This window comes from Actinomyces sp. oral taxon 897, from assembly GCF_002999235.1.
Classification (GTDB): Bacteria; Actinomycetota; Actinomycetes; order Actinomycetales; family Actinomycetaceae; genus Actinomyces.
This window is the reverse complement of sequence record NZ_CP027236.1, coordinates 1,687,125-1,706,247: the sequence shown is the minus strand read 5'-3', so window position 1 is coordinate 1,706,247 and position 19,123 is coordinate 1,687,125. Positions and strand designations below refer to the sequence as shown.

8 protein-coding genes and 1 pseudogene are annotated in these 19,123 nt (G+C 71.6%); all 9 read left to right on the top strand.

Annotated elements, in window-relative coordinates:
- The 9 genes and pseudogenes from C3V41_RS06940 (at nucleotide 1) to C3V41_RS06905 (ending at nucleotide 19,118) form a co-directional block, all read left to right on the top strand.
- Entirely contained in the window at nucleotides 1–2,688 is a 2,688-nt protein-coding gene (locus C3V41_RS06940; protein ID WP_165271594.1) for a hypothetical protein, read from the top strand.
- 15 nt (nucleotides 2,689–2,703) lie between these two features.
- On the top strand, nucleotides 2,704–5,028 hold the full coding sequence (locus C3V41_RS13300) for a hypothetical protein (protein WP_174714762.1): 2,325 nt from the start codon (nucleotides 2,704–2,706) through the stop codon (nucleotides 5,026–5,028).
- 6 nt (nucleotides 5,029–5,034) lie between these two features.
- Nucleotides 5,035–7,572: a GAP1-N2 domain-containing protein gene (locus C3V41_RS06930; RefSeq protein ID WP_106109657.1), complete on the top strand. Its 2,538-nt coding sequence runs from the start codon at nucleotides 5,035–5,037 to the stop codon at nucleotides 7,570–7,572.
- A complete protein-coding gene (locus C3V41_RS06925) occupies nucleotides 7,521–7,982 on the top strand; it encodes a hypothetical protein (RefSeq protein ID WP_106109656.1) in 462 nt (153 codons plus the stop codon). Before C3V41_RS06930 ends, C3V41_RS06925 begins: the two co-directional genes overlap by 52 nt.
- A 31-nt stretch (nucleotides 7,983–8,013) precedes the next feature.
- Nucleotides 8,014–8,901: a hypothetical protein gene (locus tag C3V41_RS06920; RefSeq protein WP_106109655.1), complete on the top strand. Its 888-nt coding sequence runs from the start codon at nucleotides 8,014–8,016 to the stop codon at nucleotides 8,899–8,901.
- Nucleotides 8,898–10,088, top strand: a complete 1,191-nt coding sequence (locus C3V41_RS06915; RefSeq protein ID WP_106109654.1) for a GTPase domain-containing protein — start codon at nucleotides 8,898–8,900, stop codon at nucleotides 10,086–10,088. Before C3V41_RS06920 ends, C3V41_RS06915 begins: the two co-directional genes overlap by 4 nt.
- Before the next feature lie 372 nt (nucleotides 10,089–10,460).
- Nucleotides 10,461–10,640: pseudogene (locus C3V41_RS14385) on the top strand (hypothetical protein); the annotation flags it as partial.
- 123 nt (nucleotides 10,641–10,763) lie between these two features.
- A complete protein-coding gene (locus C3V41_RS06910; RefSeq protein ID WP_254423509.1) occupies nucleotides 10,764–14,126 on the top strand; it encodes a tetratricopeptide repeat protein in 3,363 nt (1,120 codons plus the stop codon).
- 255 nt (nucleotides 14,127–14,381) lie between these two features.
- The gene (locus C3V41_RS06905; protein ID WP_106109652.1) at nucleotides 14,382–19,118 is read left to right on the top strand and encodes a tetratricopeptide repeat protein; all 4,737 of its coding nucleotides are present in this window, start codon (nucleotides 14,382–14,384) and stop codon (nucleotides 19,116–19,118) included.
- The last annotated feature ends 5 nt before the right edge of the window (nucleotides 19,119–19,123 follow it).

The following is a 19,123-nucleotide window of genomic DNA, read 5'->3' as shown; positions in this document are numbered from 1 at the left end:
ATGGCCACCCACAAGCAGGAGAAGGCCAGCTCCGCCGTCCTCATTGTCGCCCCGCCCAGCCAGCGCCCGGTCCTGGCGGCCCTGGCCGACCTGTCGGCCGCCGGGCTCCTGGCCCCCTTCGCCTGGGTCGAGGCGCCCAGGGACCCCGAGAACGCCCAGGACTGCCTGGACCCCAGGACCGTCGAGGTCCGTGACGGGGCGCTGAGCGCCTCCACGTACTCGCGCCTGGTCAACCACCACGGCCTGGAGCGCCTGCGCCTGCTCGTGCTGGTCCCGGTGGGCCACCCCGCCGGTGACGCCCTGCCGGCCACGGCCGAGCAGTTCTACCAGCTGCTGGGCCTGCCCAACGGCGCCGTGCGCCACAGCGTGCGGGTCGTGGTCCCCTGGAGCGCGGACCCCCTGCCCGCCGAGCTGGGGCGCATTGGCTGGGAGGACGTCATGGTCTCCCCGGAGTCCACGGCCGACCCCGGCTTCAACCAGGTGCCCTGGTGGAACAACCCGGCCACCGTCCCCGGGGCCGTGGCCGTGGCCCTGAGCGTGCAGGCGGGTATCGCCGGCGCGGTCAGCCAGGCCCCCTACGACGGGGCCGGGCCGGACACCTCCCTGGACGTCCAGGTCGCCCGCTGCTTCGTGCGGGTCACCGACGCCCACGACGTCGAGGACAAGCTGCGCCACCAGGTCCTGCGCCTGTCCGGCACCTTCCCGCGCCCCAACCAGGTCTCGGTCGGGATGCAGGTGATGCCCTACGCCGACCCCGAGGCGCGTATCGAGGCCCTCACCCAGGCCTGGAGGAAGCGGCACACCGAGTCCCTGCGGCGCCCGCCCGTGCAGGTGCGCGTCGTCCCGGCCCAGACCATGGGCCTGTTCAAGGCGCTCGGACTGTTCTTCTCCTTCCTCTTCCGGGCCATTATCGGGGCCCCGGGCGCCTGGGCCAGGGGCCTCGTCCGCCGCGCCAAGGCCGGGATCGCGTCCACCACGACGTCGGTGATCTTCGGTAAGGACAGCGCCGTGGACGTCATTGTCGGCGGCGTGGACAGCTCCGGACGCTCCGTGGGCTGGCGTGAGCTGGCCGCGGCGGCCAGCAGCGCGAGCACGGCCATGCCCGAGGACATGAAGCGCTCCAGCCAGCCGGTCAGGCGTGACTTCGGTGCCCTGTGGCAGGATCTGACCACCGGCAGCATGGCGCTCGTGGACGGCTCGGGCTGCGCCAACCTGGGGCTGGGACCCCACGAGGGCTGCGTGTGCGACCAGGCCCTCATCGCCCCGGCCCTGAGTGCCGACGGCGTCTTCGAGATCAGGGAGTCCCTGGGTGACGTCCCCGCCGGTACCAGACTGCGCTGCTGGGACCAGCTGGAGGTCGACCGGGTCTCCTCCCGGCTCCAGGAGCTGTCCCGGTCCCAGGACCCGCGCGCACGGCGGGCCGCCGAGTGCCACATGGAGCTGAGCCGGTGGCAGGGCCGTAACCAGCACCGTCTCCTGCCGCAGGTGGGGCGGAGCCTGGCAGAGGTCTTCCAGGCCACCCGTGCCGACATCGACCGGCTCAGGGGCGAGATCCGCTCCCTGGAGAGCGAGGACGAGCTCGGCGACCTGGAGGTGCGCCAGCGTCGTCTGGGCCGGATCCTCGCCGTCCTGGCCGCCCTCCTGCTGGGCGGGCTCGCGGTCCTGGCCGTGGTCGGGGTGCTGGGGAAGGTCGGATGGGGTCTTGTCGGCGCTGTCTGCGCTGTCCTGGTGCTGGTGTGGCTGATCGTCTCCCTGACGGTCTTCGTCAAGGAGCAGCGTGAGTTCTTCCGCCTGCGCTACCGGCTGGAGAGGACCAGCACCCAGTACCCCGACCTGCTGGCCAACCTGCGCCTGGCGATGGAGGACCTGGCCGCCCAGGGGGAGGCCTACGCCCAGTTCGACCGGTGGGCCAGCATCCTGACCTCCTTCCTCACCGACCCCCTGGGGGAGAGGGACACCGAGCGCACCGCCCGCGAGCACGAGACCGTCCTGCCCGCCGGTATCCAGCGGGTCACCGTCTCTGCCGGCACCGAGCACCTGGCCAACGTGGCGGCCGCCCTGCGCACCGACGTCTTCCAGGTCGGCTGGCTCACCGAGGCCTGGCAGGCCCTCAACGAGCACATGGGCGCCTACCTCACCCCCGACCAGCGCCAGCTCCTGGTCACCCGCCAGCTGTCGGTCACCGCCGAGCGCGGCACCCAGGGGACCGCCCTGAGCAACTGGGCCCAGGGCCTGGAGCAGGGCGGCGTCACCTCCTCGGCCGGCGCCCAGCGGTGGGGCAGGTGCCTGGAGATCCTCAAGACCGGGTCCGGGCCGGAGCTCGACCTTGAGATCACCATGCCCGACGGCGACACCCGCCAGCTGGTCGACTACCGCCAGGACCTGGCCCAGGCGGCCCACAAGAGCGTGGTGCAGGCCGTCCTGCGCGCCCGGGCCCGCACCGGCGGGGCGGTGCTCACCCAGCCCCGGTACTCCTGGTACCGCGAGCAGAGGGACGGGCTGTCCGAGACCATGGTGCTCATGGCGGCCACGCAGCCTATTAGCCCGGGGAACTTCGTCTACCCCGCCCCCCGTGACGAGCGGGTCGTCCACGACTGGCAGCAGGAGGGCCCCGGCACCTCACGCCCGGCTGCGCAGGACCCCCCTGCCGACGGTATGCAGCCCTGGCAGCGTGACGTCACCTTCTGACACGAGGACACCCTAATGACCTTCTCCTTCTTCGACTTCACGATGGCGGTCACCAAGTGGCTGTCCACCGCCCCCGACGAGGCGCGCGAGCGGCTCAAGCCCTCCAGCTGGAAGACGATCTACTCCACGGCTGACAAGCAGGGGGAGCACCTGACCTTCTCACCCGACACCATTGCGCGGGTCGCCCTGGACGGGAACGCGGGCCTGAGGGACAGGGTGGCCGTCCCACTGGCCGACATGCTCAACCAGCGTTTCGGCGCCCCCCAGGCCTCCCCGCCCGCCGAGCCCCCGGCCGCCAGCTCCCCGGTCGCCGACTCCCCGGCTGCGGAGTCCCCGGCGCCGCGACAGGGGACGCCCCCACCTGCCCAGGTGCCCTCGCCCCGCCAGGAGACGGCGCCACCGGCCCCGACCACGGCGCCATCGGCGCTACAGGCCTCGGCCCCGGTGGCCCCGACTCCACAGGCCCCGCAGGCGCGCCCCGTGGCCGGGCCCGCGCCGGTGGCCGGGCCCGCGATGCCCGCCCCGGCCACCCTGCCTGAGCCAGCACCCGCACCCGAGGCCCCGCAGCCCGCACCGGCGTGGGTGTTCCCGGACTTCGACTACTCCCGGCCGGACCGCGACCAGGTCGGTGTCGAGGGCGGCACGCACCACGCCGTGACCGTGCAGCGGGTGGACGGCACGCTCCTGTACCGCTGGGAGGACCCCGGGGAGGACGAGGTCTACCGGGTGGTCGTCTCGGACACCGAGGACCCCTACGTCCCCGACGACTTCGAGCAGGTGGCGGTCACCGAGGACCTGGAGGCCCGGGACACCACGCCGCCCACCACCGCCGTCCGGTTCGTCACCGTGTGGGGGTACACGCGCCCCTCCTCTAGGACCAGCGTCCTGGGGCAGGGGCGGCGGGTGGCCAGCGCCGTCGTCGTCCACCCCCTGCAGGGGTGGACCCTCTCCTTCGACACCATGAGCCGGGCCGTCGAGGGCAGGTGGAACCCGCCCACGGCGCCCGCGGACGGCCAGGTCACGGTCCTCACCGCCCGGCTCCCCGTGGACAAGCCCGTGGGACGCTACCTGCGCGGCATGGCCTGGCTCTCCTGCCAGATCCCCAACAACGGGGCCGGGTTCCAGGACAGTGACGGCCTTGTCGGCGGCAGGAAGCACACCTACGTGGCCGCCGTCGAGGTCACCGTGTCCGGGCAGACCTACACCTCCGCCCCACAGGTGGCGCACATCACCCCTGAGCTCGTCCGTGAGGCGGTCACCGACCTGAGCGCCCACCAGCAGGCACAGGGCGCCGAGGGCGTGCGCGGCACCCTCCTGAGCGTCACCTGGACCCAGAACCCCCTGTCCGACGTCGTCGTCTACCGCACCGACTCCCCGGTGGACGCCGCGGCGCTGGCGCAGGGCACCCTGGCCACGAGCCAGCTGGAGTCCGCCGGCCTGAAGGAGTCCGACGCCATTACCAGCGCCGCGGGCCTGAGCGCCACTGAGGACCCCAACCGCCAGCTGCGGACCCTGGAGAAGGTCGTCTGGCCCGAGGGCAGCCAGTGGGACACCTGCTACCTCACCCCCGTGACCAGGCACGAGGACGGCACCTCCACCATTGGCACCCCGGTACAGCTCAAGCGGGCCGGCGGCATCCGCAACGCCACCTTGAGACGCCGGGGCTCCTGGGACCTGGTGACCTTCACCTGGCCCGGTGACGCGACCTCCGTGGAGCTGCGGGCCCTGCCGGTCGACCAGCCCTTCGACCCCGACGTCCCGCCGCTGGTCAGCGTCAACCAGGACCGGTACCGCACCGACGGCGGGTGCATGGTCCCCGGCGGCCTGCCGGCGGAGGGCAGCACGGTCTACCTCAACTCCCTGACCTACCACGGGGGCCAGCAGATCACCTCGGCCCCGGTCAGCCTGGAGGCGCCGCCCCTGTGGAGGTACCGGTACACGCTCAAGTGGCCGCTCATGAAGAAGGTGACCCTGTTCGGCGCCCTGGTGGAGGTCGAGGTCGTGTCCCAGGTCGGTATCACCCGCCAGGACGACGCCGTCGGCATGAGCCTGGTCTACAACCCGGACCACTTCCCCCTCCACGCCGGGGACGGCCAGCCGGTCCCCCTCTACCTGGAGCGACCCACCAAGGACGGGGGCCAGGAGACCCACACCGCGGTCCTGCTGCCGCCTCACGGGGTGCCCATGAGCATGTGGTTCGACCACAAGGACCTGGGGCCCGGCTACGTGCGCCTGCTGGTCAACGCCCGCCCGGCCGTGGCCGGTACCGAGGGGCACGGCCACGCCCTGGAGTGCTACGCGCTCACCGACCCGCCCCTCAGCCTCCTACGGAAGCGGTGAGACGTCATGACCACCTACAACAGCACGCCCTCGGTGGAGCAGCTGCTCTACACCAACGTGGACCGGGTGGTGGACGGCCAGGAGCTCAGCGGCTGGCAGACCATGGCCACCACCCCCGGCATGGACGAGGCCGAGGCCGACTGGCTGCGCAGCCTGATCGACCCGGGCCTGAGCGGCACCCGCCCGCTGCCGGGGTACCCGACCCCCGAGCAGGTGGCGGCCGCGGACCGACGCCTGCGTCAGGTGCCCTCCTCCTCCGGTACCGTCCTGGTCCACACCGCCCCCGCGGGCACGGACTCCACCGGGCGCACCAACTCCATGACCCACGTCCTCCTGCTGCCCAGGCAGGCCGCGCCGTCCCTGCGGACCACGGACCTGTGGCGCAGCCCGGGGTGGGTCACGCCCTTCGGGGCGCAGGCCGTGCGCGACGCCGTCCTGCCACCGCCCCAGGACCTGGTCCCCGGCGAGGTCACCACCATGGACGCCGTGACCGAGTTCGTCCTCCAGAAGGGGCGCGGCGCCGTCCTGACCGCGCTCGCCGACGCCCTGGAGCCGGTCCTGGCCTCCCGCGTGCCCGGCCCGCCCCGCCCCGCCCCGGACACCACCGTCCTGCTGGGTGTGCGCTCCACCGACGAGGCGGCCCTGTGGGTCGCGGCCCTGCAACGCTGCTGCGCCCCGCTGACCGGGTGCTACCTGGGCTTCTCCACCCTGGAGACGGCCGGGACCATGACGGAGGTGGACGCGGTCATGGCCTCCCCCACCGACCTGGCCTGCGTCCCCCTGGCGGAGCTGGAGGCGGTCGAGGCGCGCCCCGGCCTGGTCGTCATTAACCCGGACAGCCCTCCCACGTCCGCCCCGCAGGGCACCTGGGGCAAGCTCGTGGCGGCCATGACCTCCAGCATGGCGAGGTGGGTCACGGGCCAGGAGGGCCTGGAGACCGTCCTCAGCCTCCTGGAGGACCACCGTGAGCTCACCCCGGCCTGGCCCCTGGCCATGGCCGAGGCCAGCGAACCAGGCCTGTTCTCAGACGTGATCAACGTCATAACCGACGTCGACCGTGAGCTCATGACCTGCCAGCCGGCCGCCCTGGCCCAGAACCCCTACCTGACCGGCCTGCTGACTGAGCGCTTCCTGGACTCCTCGGACACCGACCCGGCGAGCTGGTACGCCAAGCTGGACGCCGTCCCGCTCGGGACGCCCGTGGGCGGCGTGGTCTCCGGGCTGGTGAACAAGTACCTGGACAGCGCGGTCGCGGACAGCGGCTGGCTGCTGGACGACACCCGTCAGGCCTCCGCCACGGTGACCTACTGGCTGCGCAGCTGGACCACGGAGCCCGAGCCGGGCCGGGACATGAGGCTGAGGCTCCTGGTCAGGACCGCTGAGCGCACCGTCGGTGACACGCCCATCGCCCACCTCCTCCTGGCCGACCGGCTGACCCGTGACGGCGTGGTCCTGGGGGAGGCGGACACAATGCGCCTGGTCATTGACTCCGCCCAGAGCCTGGTGGGTCCCGGGAACCCGTTGCTGCGGGGCCAGGTCCTGGGCCTCAGTCCGGCCCCGGACCTCATGGACGCCATCCGCGTCCTCGTGGAGGACCTGCTGGTGGTCCCCGTGGAGGACGTCCCGGTGCTGCCCCGCCTGGACAGGCAGGTCGCCGCCTGGCTCGCCGCCGACGGCCCCAGGACGCTCGGACCGGCCCTGGGCGCCGAGGTGGCGCTGGCCTTCCTGGGGGCCCCGGGGACCGACGTCGAGACGGTCCTGGCCTTCCTGGGGGCCCTGTCCCGCCGCTTCCACCTGGACCCCACGGTGGTGGACTCCCTGGTCGCCGTCTGCACCCCACGTCAGGCGCTGGCGATGACGCCGCTGTGCGCCGACAGGGTCGTGCTGGTGAGCCGGGTACTGGCCCGCGACCCCCAGGGCGAGGGGGCCCAGGAGGCCGCCAAGTGGCTCATGCGGGTCAAGCAGCACTCCCTCGAGCAGCTCAGCGTCACCCCCCTGGAGGCAATGAGCCAGGGGACCGCCGCCGCGCTGCTGACGCTCTCCCGGCAGGTCCCCCTGGCCAGCGGCCTGGAGACCAGCGTGGCGTGCTGCCTGGCGGGCAACATCCTGGTAGCGCTGCAGTCCCTGCTGACCTCCCAGGGCATGTGGGCCCCCAGGCCGTGGCCGGGCGGCCCGCCTGGCCGGCCCCCGGTGGCGGCGCGCCGCCCGAGGACGCCCCCCAGCCCGAGGTGGTCCAGCCCGAGGCCGTGCCCGACGCCGCCCCGCCCGCCCCGGAGGGCGTGCAGGACCCGGCCCCCCAGGACGGCGCCCCCGGGCCTGACCCGTACGGCGTGTGGGGCCCGGACCCCTGGACCCAGGCCCCGCCCGCCCGGCAGGACATCCGCTACCCGGGTGACCCGCCCCGCCCGCCCGCGCCCCCCTCCCCGGAGTCGGTGCGGCTCACGCCCTACCAGCAGGACGTCTGCGACCGGGCGCTCGCGGTCCTCCTGCTGGTGCTGTGGAACGACCAGGCGGTGCGCCTGGAGGGCCTGCGCCCGGAGATGACCGTGCTGGCCCAGGAGCGTCTGGGGCTGCTCGCGGGACGCCTGGAGGAGACGAACGCCTTCCTGGTCGACGGGGAGGAGGTCGACTCCGTCCTCGTCGCGGGGGCCGTGGTCCGGCTCTACTGGCTCATGAGCGGCTCCAGGCACCAGGACCAGCAGGCTGAGCGGGAGGCCCTGACCGAGGTGGAGACCGCCTCCCACCACCTCCTGCACTCCCAGGACGAGCTGGTGCTGGCGTTGTGCCGTGCATGGGTGTGCGGCTTTGACGAGGACTCCGGTAACAGGTTCGTGGCGACCGTGCTCTCCGGGCTCCCCGGCGACCCTGACGCGGAGAAGTGGGTCAGGAAGCACATTATGCCTGCGTCGGGCCTCAGGAAGAAGCTCAGCGGCAGGTTCTTCGGCGGCCGCTGAGGCCGGGTACTACAAGGAGAGGTCGTAGTTCATGTCCAGTATCCATTCCTACGGTGAGTGGGACGAGCTCCCGGTCACGGGGCGTTCCGCCCTCACCCTGACCCTCGTCAGCAAGGTCCCCGCCACCGTGGCGGCCACGGGTACCACCACCACGCCCAAGTACCTCGGGGCGGCCCGCGACACGCTCGCGTTCCCCGTGGGCGCCGTCGCCCCGGACAAGCCGGTCACTATCCGGGCACTCACCGTGAGCCGTGAGCCCTTCCCGGCGGACTGCGTCGTGGACCTCTCGGTGGACGCCGGCGGGGGAGCCGGCTACCTCCTGCGCGGCCTGCCGGTGACCGGGCAGGTGGAGGCGCCCCTGGTCCAGCTGCGTCGTACCGAGCGGGGGCTGGTCCTCGTACCCGGCGCGGAGGGGCAGGTCGCCCTCAGCCTGGGCGGGTGGTGCGTCAGGCGCTGTGAGGAGAACGGACGGGTTCTGCGTCCCACCGTGGGCACGGTGCTCCTGGACGACTCCTCCTCCATGCGCCGCCACGCCCGGGAGGTCGAGGCGCTGACCCGGTGGCTCGACGACGTCTACGCCACCCTGGGTGCCACGCCCCCGGCGGTGGTCCGGGAGGGGGCCGGCGGGGCGCTGGCACACGGGGTGGGCTACGTGGGCGGTTCCCGGCTCCGGGGGAGGGGACGCACCGTCGTCGTGACCGACATGCCGCTGCTGGACGGCGACGGCGAGAGCCTGGTCATCGGCTCCCCGGAGCTCGCTGAGATCCTGCCCGCCGGGCAGGTCTTCGTGCCCACCAAGGAGGTGTGGCACGAGCTGCGCCGTGAGGACACGGCGTTCACGCAGCACACGTTCAGCACACTCACCCCGCTCCTGGAGTGGGTCAGCCACCCCGCAGACACGAATGGAGTCCCCGCATGACCACCGCCTGCCCCTCGTGCTTCACGCCGCTGCCCGACGACCAGGTCGTCTTCCGCTGCACGGGCACCTGCCCCCAGACCAGTGACCCGGTGGCCTCCGAGTACGCCGGGACGAACGTGCTCCTAACACCCTGGTACCGGGCCTCCCTGACCGGTGAGATCAAGGTCCTGCCCTCCTCGGTCCCCTGCCGTCGCTGCCAGAGCCGGTGCACCCAGGAGATCTGCCCCACCTGCCACTACGACATCCCCGCGGGCTGGCGGAGCTCCCGCGCCTTCACCGTGGCGGTGGCGGGTGCGCGCGGCGCCGGCAAGTCGGTGTACATCGGGGTCGGCATGCAGTCGCTCACACGCTACGCCCAGTCCCGGGCCTGCACGGTGAGCCCCTACACGCAGGGCACCCTGGACGTCTACAACCGTGAGTACTACAAGCCCCTGTTCGACGAGAACATCACCATGAGGGGCACACCTCCGGTCAGTGCCGGTGGCGCCTACCAGCGCGACCCGCTGATCTGGGACATGTCCGGCGGGCCCCTGGGAAGGCTCTTCCTGGTCATCCGTGACGCGGCGGGGGAGGACCTGGAGAAGATCGTGGGGCGGTCCAAGGCCTTCTCCTTCTTCAGCCGGGCGGATCTCGTGGTCTTCCTGTTCGACCCGCTGCGCCTGAACGGCGTCCGCCAGGTCCTGTCCGGCATTATCCCGGACGTGGATCCCAAGCGCCTGGGCGCGCCCGCGGAGAAGGTGCTCGCCAATGTCCTCAACCAGATGGAGAGGAGCAAGGCGCCCATGGCCCTGACCATCTCCAAGTTCGACTCCCTGCAGCAGCTCCCGCAGGCCAATAACCCCCTGGCACTGCCCCTGGCCAACCCCGGGTCCCAGATCAACCAGGACGACACCATGGCCCGTGCCGCCCTGCCACCGCGCGAGGCGGTCAAGGCCCTGGACCGCGACTCCGAGCTCCTCGACGCCGAGCTGCGCACCCTGTATCAGGAGCTCGGGCAGAACAGTGTGGTGCTCCTGGCCGAGCAGGCGCACCAGAGCCACAAGATCGGCGAACTGCGGCACTTCGCGGTCTCGGCCCTGGGTGAGACGCCGGAGCACAACCAGCAGCTGACCCTGCGGGGCGTCTCCCCCTTCAGGGTCCTGGACCCGATCCTGTGGGGCATGGCCCAGGCGGGGTACCTGTTCTAGGCAGTTCTAGGCCGCGGAGGGGCACGGCACCAAGGGATCCGGGTGCGCGGGCAGGGCCCGGGCCGGTGGCCTGCGGCGGCCGGCGGTCCCGGGTGACTTCATCGGGTGGATAGGCGACGCCTGGAACGGCGGTCCCGCGGCCCGCGGGGCTCGGGTGCTGGGCGGGCACACTGTCAGCAGGTAATCGACAGCTAGGGGGTTATAGGAATGTACTACTGGCAGGATGACCAGGACCAGGTCCGCCGTCTGAGGGCGTTGCTCGCGGCGCGTCTGAGGGCCGTGCTCGCCGCGGTGCCCACCTGCGACGTCTCAGGAGGGGTCTGTGAGAGATCGTGTCAGGTTGTGTTTGTCTGAGGTAGACGGGAGATAAAAATGTCACGTCAGGACAGGAAAGAGCGCAGGCGCGCAAAGAAGAAGTGCGATGAGGGCTTTGAACTTAAGTGGAAAAGTAAGTATGCTGAGGCGCTTGCCGCGTATAAGGAGGCTCTCAGTATATATCGCAGCCTGGGTGACGAGTTCGAGCAGTCTTGTTGCCTGGAGGATATTGGTGGGGTTCTACGTAAGCTAGGGAGGTACGAGGAGGCCCTCAAGGCGTACCGACAGGGTGCGGACGTGTGCGATTTCGATTTTCGACGGGCAGACTGTCTGGAGGGAGCTGGCGACTCCCTGCGTGACATGAAACGATACGAGGAGGCCATAGCGGAGTACCGGCAGGGTGCATTGGTGTCCGACTCGGACTACGAGCGGGGCCAACTCATGAAAAAAACTGGTGAGGCTCTGTACGAAATGGGGCAGCACGAGGAGGCCCTGTCCGCTTTTCAGCAGGCCCTGGACTACTGGCGCAAGGAGAAGAGCTTCGAAACGCGGCGGGCTAGCGGCCTGAGTGACGTCGGCGATGTGCTGCGTGCGCTAGGGCGCTACGAGGAGGCCGTGACCGCTTATCAGCAGGCTGCAAATACTTACCGTGACTACAAAGGCTCCAAGTACTACAAGAAGGAGCGAGCTTACTGTCTGAGTGACGCGAGTGCCACCCTGTGCGCACTAGGGCGTTATACGGAGGCTGCTGCCGCCTACCGGCTGGCGCAGCATCTGTGGCCTTACCGGTCTGACATCAGTAAGAAGCAGGCCAGTTCCCACTATAGTACTGGCGATTCCCTGCTCCAGGAAAGTCATTACGCTGAGGCGCTGGACTCCTATCGTCAGGCCCTGGAGATCTACCGGCAGGTGGAGGGCACCGAGAAGGACCAGGCCGACTGCCAGGCGGGGATCGACCGCGCCCTGCGTGCGCTGGGCCGGGACGGGGCCGCCGCGCCCGCCAGTGCCGGGCCGGCGTCGAGCGGTTCCGCGCCAGGGACCGCCGCGCCAGCCAGTGCTGCGCCGGGGGCCGCCGCACCGTCCGGCGTACCGTCAGGGGGTGTCCCGTCGTCCGGCACCACGCGCCAGCAGGCCGACTCCCTGCGCAACGACGCTCTCGCCCTGCGCAGGGAAGGGCGTCACGAGGAGGCGCTGGACGCCTTCCGGCAGGCCCTGGAGGCCTACCGAGGCATTGGCGGCACCGCGGAGGACCAGGCCGACTGCCTGCACTACGGCATTGGCCTGACCCTGCAGACGACGGGGCACTACAGCCAGGCCCTGGAGGTCTACCGCCAGGCCCTGGAGATCTACCGGCAGGTGGAGGGCAGCCAGAAGGACCAGGCCAACTGCCTGTACAACACCGGTAAGACCCTGTCCCTGGCGGGGCGCCTCGAGGAGAGCCGCGAGGCCTATCAGGACGCCCTTGGCCTCTACCGGCAGGTGAGTGGCACCACGGAGGACCAGGCCGACTGCCTGGGCAGTACCGGGACGGTCCTGCGCGGCCTCAAGCGCTATGAGGAGGCGCTGGACAACTTCCGCCAGGCCCTGGAGGCCTACCGCAGCGTGCCCGGGACAGCGCGCAGCCAGGCTGGTTGCCTGCTTGACATTGGCAACACGCTGGACAACCTGGGGCGCTACGCCGAGGCCGTGGACACCTACGGCCAGGCCCTGGAGGTCTACCGCCAGATAGAGGATGCGACGCGAAACCAGGGGGTCTGCCTGGAGAACACGGGTAACACCCTGTGCCGCATGAGCCGCTACGCCGAGGCCCTGGCCTCCTACCGCCAGGCCCTGGAGACCTACCGCCAGGTGGAGGGCACCGAGAAGGACCAGGCCGACTGCCAGGTGGGAATCGATATCGCCCTGCGTGCGCTGGGCCAGGGCGGGACCCAGGACACCGCCCCCGCCCCGTCAGCCCCGCCCGCCCCCGCTCCACCTGCCCCGCCCGCTCCACCTGCCCCATCGTCAGGGGGCGTTACGTCCTCCGGCGTCGCGCAGCAGCGGGCCGACTCCCTGCGTGACCAGGCCCTGGTCCTGCGCAGGGCGGGACGGTACCAGGAGGCCCTGGCCGTCTACGGCCAGGCCCTGGACGCCTACCGTCAGGAGGGCACCAAGGCGGGCCAGGCCGAGTGCCTCAACAGCATCGGCCTGGTCCTGGGGGCGCTGGGGCAGGACCAGGAGGCCGCGGACGCCTACCTCCAGGCCCTGGAGACCTACCGCCAGGTCAGTGGCACCCAGCGGCTGCAGGGTGTCTGCCTGGAGAACACCGGTCACGTCCTGCACCGGGAGGGTCGCTACCAGGAGGCCCTGGCCAGGTTCGAGCAGTCCCTGGACCTCTACCGCCAGGTAGCGGGCAGCGAGCGGGACCAGGCCGACTGCCTGCGCGGTACCGGTCTGGCCCTGGAGAAGCTGGGGCGCTACGAGGAGGCCCTGACCTGCCTGCGGCAGTCCCTGGGCCTCTACCAGCAGGTGGAGGGCACCCAGGAGGCGCAGGCTGAGTGCCTGGGAAGTACCGGCAGCGTCCTGGACGACCTCGACAGGTACCAGGAGGCCGCGGAGGCCTACCGCCAGGCCCGGGAGACCTACCGGCAGGTGGAGGGGTGCGAGGAGGAGCAGGCCCACTGCCTGTACATGGCCGCCCTCAGCCTGCTGCGGGCGGGGCGCCACGAGGAGGCGCTGGCGGTCCTGCGCGACGCCCTGGAGCTCTACCGCACCCTGGACGGCACCCAGTCGGACCAGGCCGACTGCCTGCGCGGTACCGGTCTGGCCCTGAGGAAGCTGGGGCGCCACGAGGAGGCCCGCACCGCCCTCCACGACGCCCTGGAGCTCTACCGCAGCCTGCCTGACACCCAGTCGGACCAGGCCTGGTGCCTGCGGGCTGCTGCCGACTGCCTCAGTGAGGCGGGCCAGTTCCAGGAGGCGCAGGCGGTCTACCGTCAGGCCCTGAGCCTCTACCGCAGTCTGCCCGGCACCCAGGAGGAGCAGGCCGAGTGCCTCCTGCACTGCGCGGACATCGCCCAGTGGGTGACGGGGCGCTATGAGGAGGCCCTGACCGCTCTCCGGCAGATCCTGGATCTTGGCGGGCAGGGTGACCAGGCGCACAAGGTGAGGGCCGTCTGCCACTTCCGCGTCGGCACCCTCCTGGTGGAGCTGGGGCGCGACCAGGAGGCCGTGGCCGCCTACCGCCAGGCCCTGGAGGACTACCGGGAGGAGGGCGCCGTGGCGGAGAGGGCCAGCTGCCTGCACGAGCTGGGTACCACCTTGGCGCAGACGGGGCGCTATGAGGAGGCCCTGACCGCCCTGGACGAGTCCCTGGGCCTGTACCGCACGCTGAGTGGCACCGTGGCGGAGCAGGCCGGGTGCCTGTATGACACGGGCGTGGTCCTGGGCGTAGTGGGGCGTCACGAGGATGCCCTGACCGCCTACCAGGACGCCGTCGAGCTCTACCGCAGCCTGCCGGACACCAGCCGCCAGCAGGCCGCCTGCCTGCACAGCACCGGCCTGGCCCTGGTGGAGGTGGGACGCTACGAGGAGGCCCCGGCCGCCTTCCAGGGGGCGGAGGATCTCTGCCCGGGTCTGTGCGAGGAGGTCGGGCAGGCCGACGCCGAGGACCTGCGCGCCGCCTGGAGCGCCCGGCGCCTCGCCGAGGACGGTGACGCCCCCGGGCGCACGCGCCAGGGCTGACCTGCGCGGACGCCCCTTGCCTGGGGCGCGGGTCACGCCAGCGGCCTGTTACCGCCGACATCGTGTCCTATCACCGGGCCCAAGGGCGTGTGGATCACGCCCTTGGGCCCTTCGGCCTCCTAGGCTCGGAGCTGGCACCCACGCGTCGGCCCCGCCCCTCCCCAACGGCGGAGAGCCACTGACCCCAGAACTGTCTCACGGCGGGCGCGCGCCAGGTACGCACACACGACGGATCACGCGAGGCAGGAGGCAGGAATGGCGCACAAGGACGAGGGGCGTGCGAAGAAGCACTTCGACGCAGGAACGAAGCTCCTGCACAGCGAGCAGTACGAGGAGGCGCTTGCCGAGCTCAGAAGTGCCTTGAGCATCTACCGTGAGACCTCCGACACCGGCTGGAAGCCCGCCAGCTGCCTGTTCAGGATCGGCCAGACCCTACGTGCCATGAGACGCTACGAGGAGGCCCTGGAGGCCTACCAGCAGGCCGTGAACATCTACCGTGACCTCGGTTACGCCAAGGACGAGTACGCTGACTGCCTGCACGGCACCGGTGAGACCTTGATCGCACTGGGCAGGCGCCAGGAGGCGCGGGCGGCCTATGAGCAGGCCGTGCGCCTCTACGACGCCCTGCCCAAGTGGGCCAGGGAGCTGAGGCAGGACAACTACAGGTCCTGCCTGCGCGGCATCGGCAGGACCGTGTCCGCTACCGACCGGCAAGGGCCCGGCGCCCCGGGCACCACCTCCCCAGGCCCCCTCCCCTCAGGCCCCGCCCCGGTCACCAACGGCAGGCCCGGCCCGGACCGCCAGCGGGCCGACGCCCTGCGCAAGGAGGGCGTCAGGCTGCGTGAGGCGGGCAGGTGCGAGGAGGCCCTGGCCGCCTACCACCAGGCCCTGGAGCTCTACCGCGCCCTGCCCGGCACCACCGTGGCGCAGGCCAACTGCCTGCACTACGGCATTGGCCTGACCCTGCAGACGACGGGGCGCTACAGCCAGGCCCTGGAGGTCTACGACCAGTCCCTGGAGCTGTACCGCCAGGTAGGTGACACGCAGCGGGACCAGGCCAACTGCCGGTACAACGCTGCCAACGCCCTGCGCCGCTCGGAGCGGTACGAGGAGGCCCGCCTCGCCTACCAGGACGCCCTGAGCCTCTATCGGCAGGTGGAGGGCACCGAGGAGGACCAGGCCGACTGCCTGAACGGCGTCGGCCTGGCCATGACGGGTGCCGGGCGTTCCGAGGCGGCCCTGGCCCCCTACAGCCTGGCCCTGGACATCTACCGGCAGCTGCCGGGGACCGAGCTCGACCAGGCCAACTGCCTGCACAGCACCGCCAACGCCCTGGACGACGTCGGCCGGTACGCCGAGGCCGTGGAGGCCTACCGCCAGTCCCTGGAGCTGTACCGCCAGGTGGGGAGGACCTCGCGGGAGCAGGCCAACTGCCTGTACAACATCGGCGGCACCCTGCGCCGGGCCAGGCGCTACGAGGAGGCCATGACCTCCTACCGCCAGGCCCTGGAGACCTACCGGCGGGTGGAGGGAAGCAAGCGTGAGCAGGCCGACTGCCTGTACGGTCGTGGCCTGGCCATGACGGGGCTGGGCCGCTGCCAGGACGCCCTGACCGCCTACCGTCAGGCCCTGGAGGCCTACCGCCAGGTGGAGGGGACCGAGCGTCGGCAGGCCCTCGTGCTGTTCAATATCGGTGACTGCCTGGAGGATCTCAGGCACTACCAGGAGGCCGTGACCGCCCACGAGCAGAGCCTGGACCTGTACCAGCAGATCGGGGGCACTGAGCGTCAGCAGGCCATCTGCCGGGAGAACATGGCGAACTGCCTGCGCCGGGCGGGCCGCCCCGAGGAGGCCATGACCGCCTACCGCCAGGCCCTGGAGACCTACCGGCGGGTAGAGGGCACGACGCAGGACCAGGGGATCTGCCTGGAGAACACGGGCAACACCCTGCGCCGGGCGGGCCGCCCCGAGGAGGCCCTGACCGCCTACCGCAAGGCGCTGGCCTCCTACCGCAAGGTTGAGGGCAGTGAGCGAGACCAGGCCGACTGCCTGGGTGGTATCGGGCGGGCTCTTGACGCCCTTAAGCGCCGTGAGGAGGCCCTGAGCGCCTACCGCCAGGCCCTGGAGGCCTACCGAGCCGTGTCCGGCACGGTGCGCCAGCAGGCCGTCTGCCTGCTGAGAGCCGGTAACGTCCTGGACGACCTGGGGCGCTACGAGGACGCCCTGACCTCATACCGCCAGTCCCTGGAGGCCTACCGCAAGGTGGAGGGTACGACGCAGGTCCAGGGCACCTGCCTGTACAACGTCGGCGGCACCCTGCGCCGCCTGAACCGCTACGAGGAGGCCCTGGAGATCTACCACCAGGCGCTGGAGGCCTACCGGCAGGTGGAGGGCACGACGCGGGCCCAGGCGGACTGCCTGGGTGGTATCGGGCGGGCCCTGCGCGGCCTGGGGCGCTATGAGGAGTCCCACAAGGCCTTCCGCCAGGCCCTGGAGGCCTACCGTACCGTGCCCGGCACGGCGCGCCCCCAGGCCGTCTGCCTGCTCGACATCGGTAACGCCCTGGACGACCTGGGACGCTACGAGGAGGCGGTCGACCTCTACGGCCAGGCCCTGGAGGCCTACCGGCGGGTGGAGGGCACGACGCGGGCCCAGGGGCTCTGCCTGGAGAACACGGGCAACACCCTGCGCCGCCTGAACCGCTACGAGGAGGCCCTGGAGATCTACCGCCGGGCGCTGGAGGACTACCGCAGGGCGGAGGGCGCTGAGAGGGACCAGGCGGACTGCCTGGGTGGTATCGGGCGGGCCCTGCGCGGCCTGGGGCGCTATGAGGAGTCCCACAAGGCCTTCCGCCAGGCCCTGGAGGCCTACCGTACCGTGCCCGGCACGGCGCGCCCCCAGGCCGTCTGCCTGCTCGATATCGGTAACGCCCTGGGCGACGTGGGGCGCTACGAGGAGGCGGTCGACCTCTACGGCCAGGCCCTGGAGGCCTACCGGCGGGTGGAGGGCACGACGCGGGCCCAGGGCGACTGCCTGTATAACATCGGAAACGTCCTGCTGAGCCGCCTGGGTCGCTACGCCGAGGCGCTGGAGGCCTACCGCCAGGCCTTGGAGGCCTACCAGCAGGTGGAGGGCAGTGAGCGTGACCAGGCGGACTGCGTCATTAATACCGGGCGGGCCCTTGACGCTCTTAAGCGCCGTGAGGAGGCGCTGTCGGCCTTCTACCAGGCCCTGGAGGCCTACCGTACCGTGCCCGGCACGGTGCGCCAGCAGGCCGTCTGCCTGCTCGATATCGGTAACGCCCTGGGCGACGTGGGGCGCTACGAGGAGGCGGTCGACCTCTACGGCCAGGCCCTGGAGGCCTACCGGCGGGTGGAGGGCACGACGCGGGCCCAGGGCGACTGCCTGTATAACATCGGAAACGTCCTGCTGAGCCGCCTGGGTCGCTACGCCGAGGCGCTGGAGGCCTACCGCCAGGCCTTGGAGGCCTACCGCCAGGTGGAGGGCAGTGAGCGTGACCAGGCGGACTGCGTCATTAATACCGGGCGGGCCCTTGACGCTCTTAAGCGCCGTGAGGAGGCGCTGTCGGCCTTCTACCAGGCCCTGGAGGCCTACCGAGCCGTGCCCGGCACGGTGCGCCAGCAGGCCGACTGCCTGCTGAGAGCCGGTAACGCCCTGGACGACCTGGATCGCTGCGCCGAGGCGCTGGAGGCCTACCACCAGGCCCTGGAGGCCTACCAGCTCGAGGGCGCTACCCGGGGCCAGGCCAACTGCCTGTACAACATCGGCGGCACCCTGCGCCGCCTGGGTCGCTACGCCGAGGCGCTGGAGGCCTACCGCCAGGCCTTGGAGGCCTACCAGCAGGTGGAGGACAGTACCCGGGACCAGGCCGACTGCCTGAACGGCGCCGGCCTGGCCCTGGTGGGGCAGGGGCGCTGCGAGGAGGCGCTGGGCTCCTACCACCAGGCCCTGGAGACCTACCGCCAGGTGGAGGCGACCGAGCGTCGTCAGGCTCTTGTCATGTTCAATACTGGTAGCGCTCTGGAGAAGCTCGGACGCTATGAGGAGGCTGCGACCGCCCACGAGCAGAGCCTGGGCCTGTACCGGCAGGTCGAGGGCACCGGGCGTCAGCAGGCCGTCTGCCAGGAGAACACGGCCAGCTGCCTGCGTCGGGCGGGAAGGTACGCCGAGGCCCTGGAGCTCTACCGCCAGGCCCTGGAGGCCTACCGGCAGGTGGAGGGCACCAAGACGGACCAGGACGACTGCCTGAGGGGCATCCGCCACTGCCTGGAGGCGCTGGGGCGCCCGCAGGACGAGGCCGACGAGGCCCCGCCTCCTGTCGGCAGGCAGCCCGCCGGTGACGTGGCGGCCGACCACGCCGCCCAGGTACCCCAGCCCGACCACGCCGCCCAGCCCGACCAGCCCGGGGCCGGGCGCCAGGAGGCCGACCAGCTGCACGAGGCCGCCCGCTTCCTGATGGGGCAGGAGCGCTACGAGGAGGCCGTGGTCTCCTACCGCCGGGCCCTGAGGGCCTACCGCGACCTGGGCGGCGCCCAGGCGCAGGAGGCCCGCTGCCTGCACGAGGTGGGCAGGGCCCTGGCGGAGGTGGGGTGCCTGACCGAGGCCGTGGACGCCCTCCAGGAGGCCTCGGAGCTCTACGACGCCGGCTCCGTGGGGGACCGGGCCGCCTGCCTGTACGACACCGGCGTCGCCCTGGGGGCGGCAGGGTGCCACGAGGCGGCGGCGGCCTCCTACCGCGCCGCCGCCGACCTCTACGCCACCCTGGCCGGCACCGGGCGTCAGCAGGGCACCTGCCTGTACCGTCTTGGCGGCGCACTGGCTGAGCTGGGACGCTACGAGGAGGCCTCGAGCACCTACGCGGCCGCCGTCGGCCTCCACCCGGGCCTGCGCGAGGAGGCCGGGGTGGACGACGACACCCTGCACCGCGCCTGGAGCACCCGGAGCCTCGCCGAGGACAGGGGCCTGCCGTGAGGCCT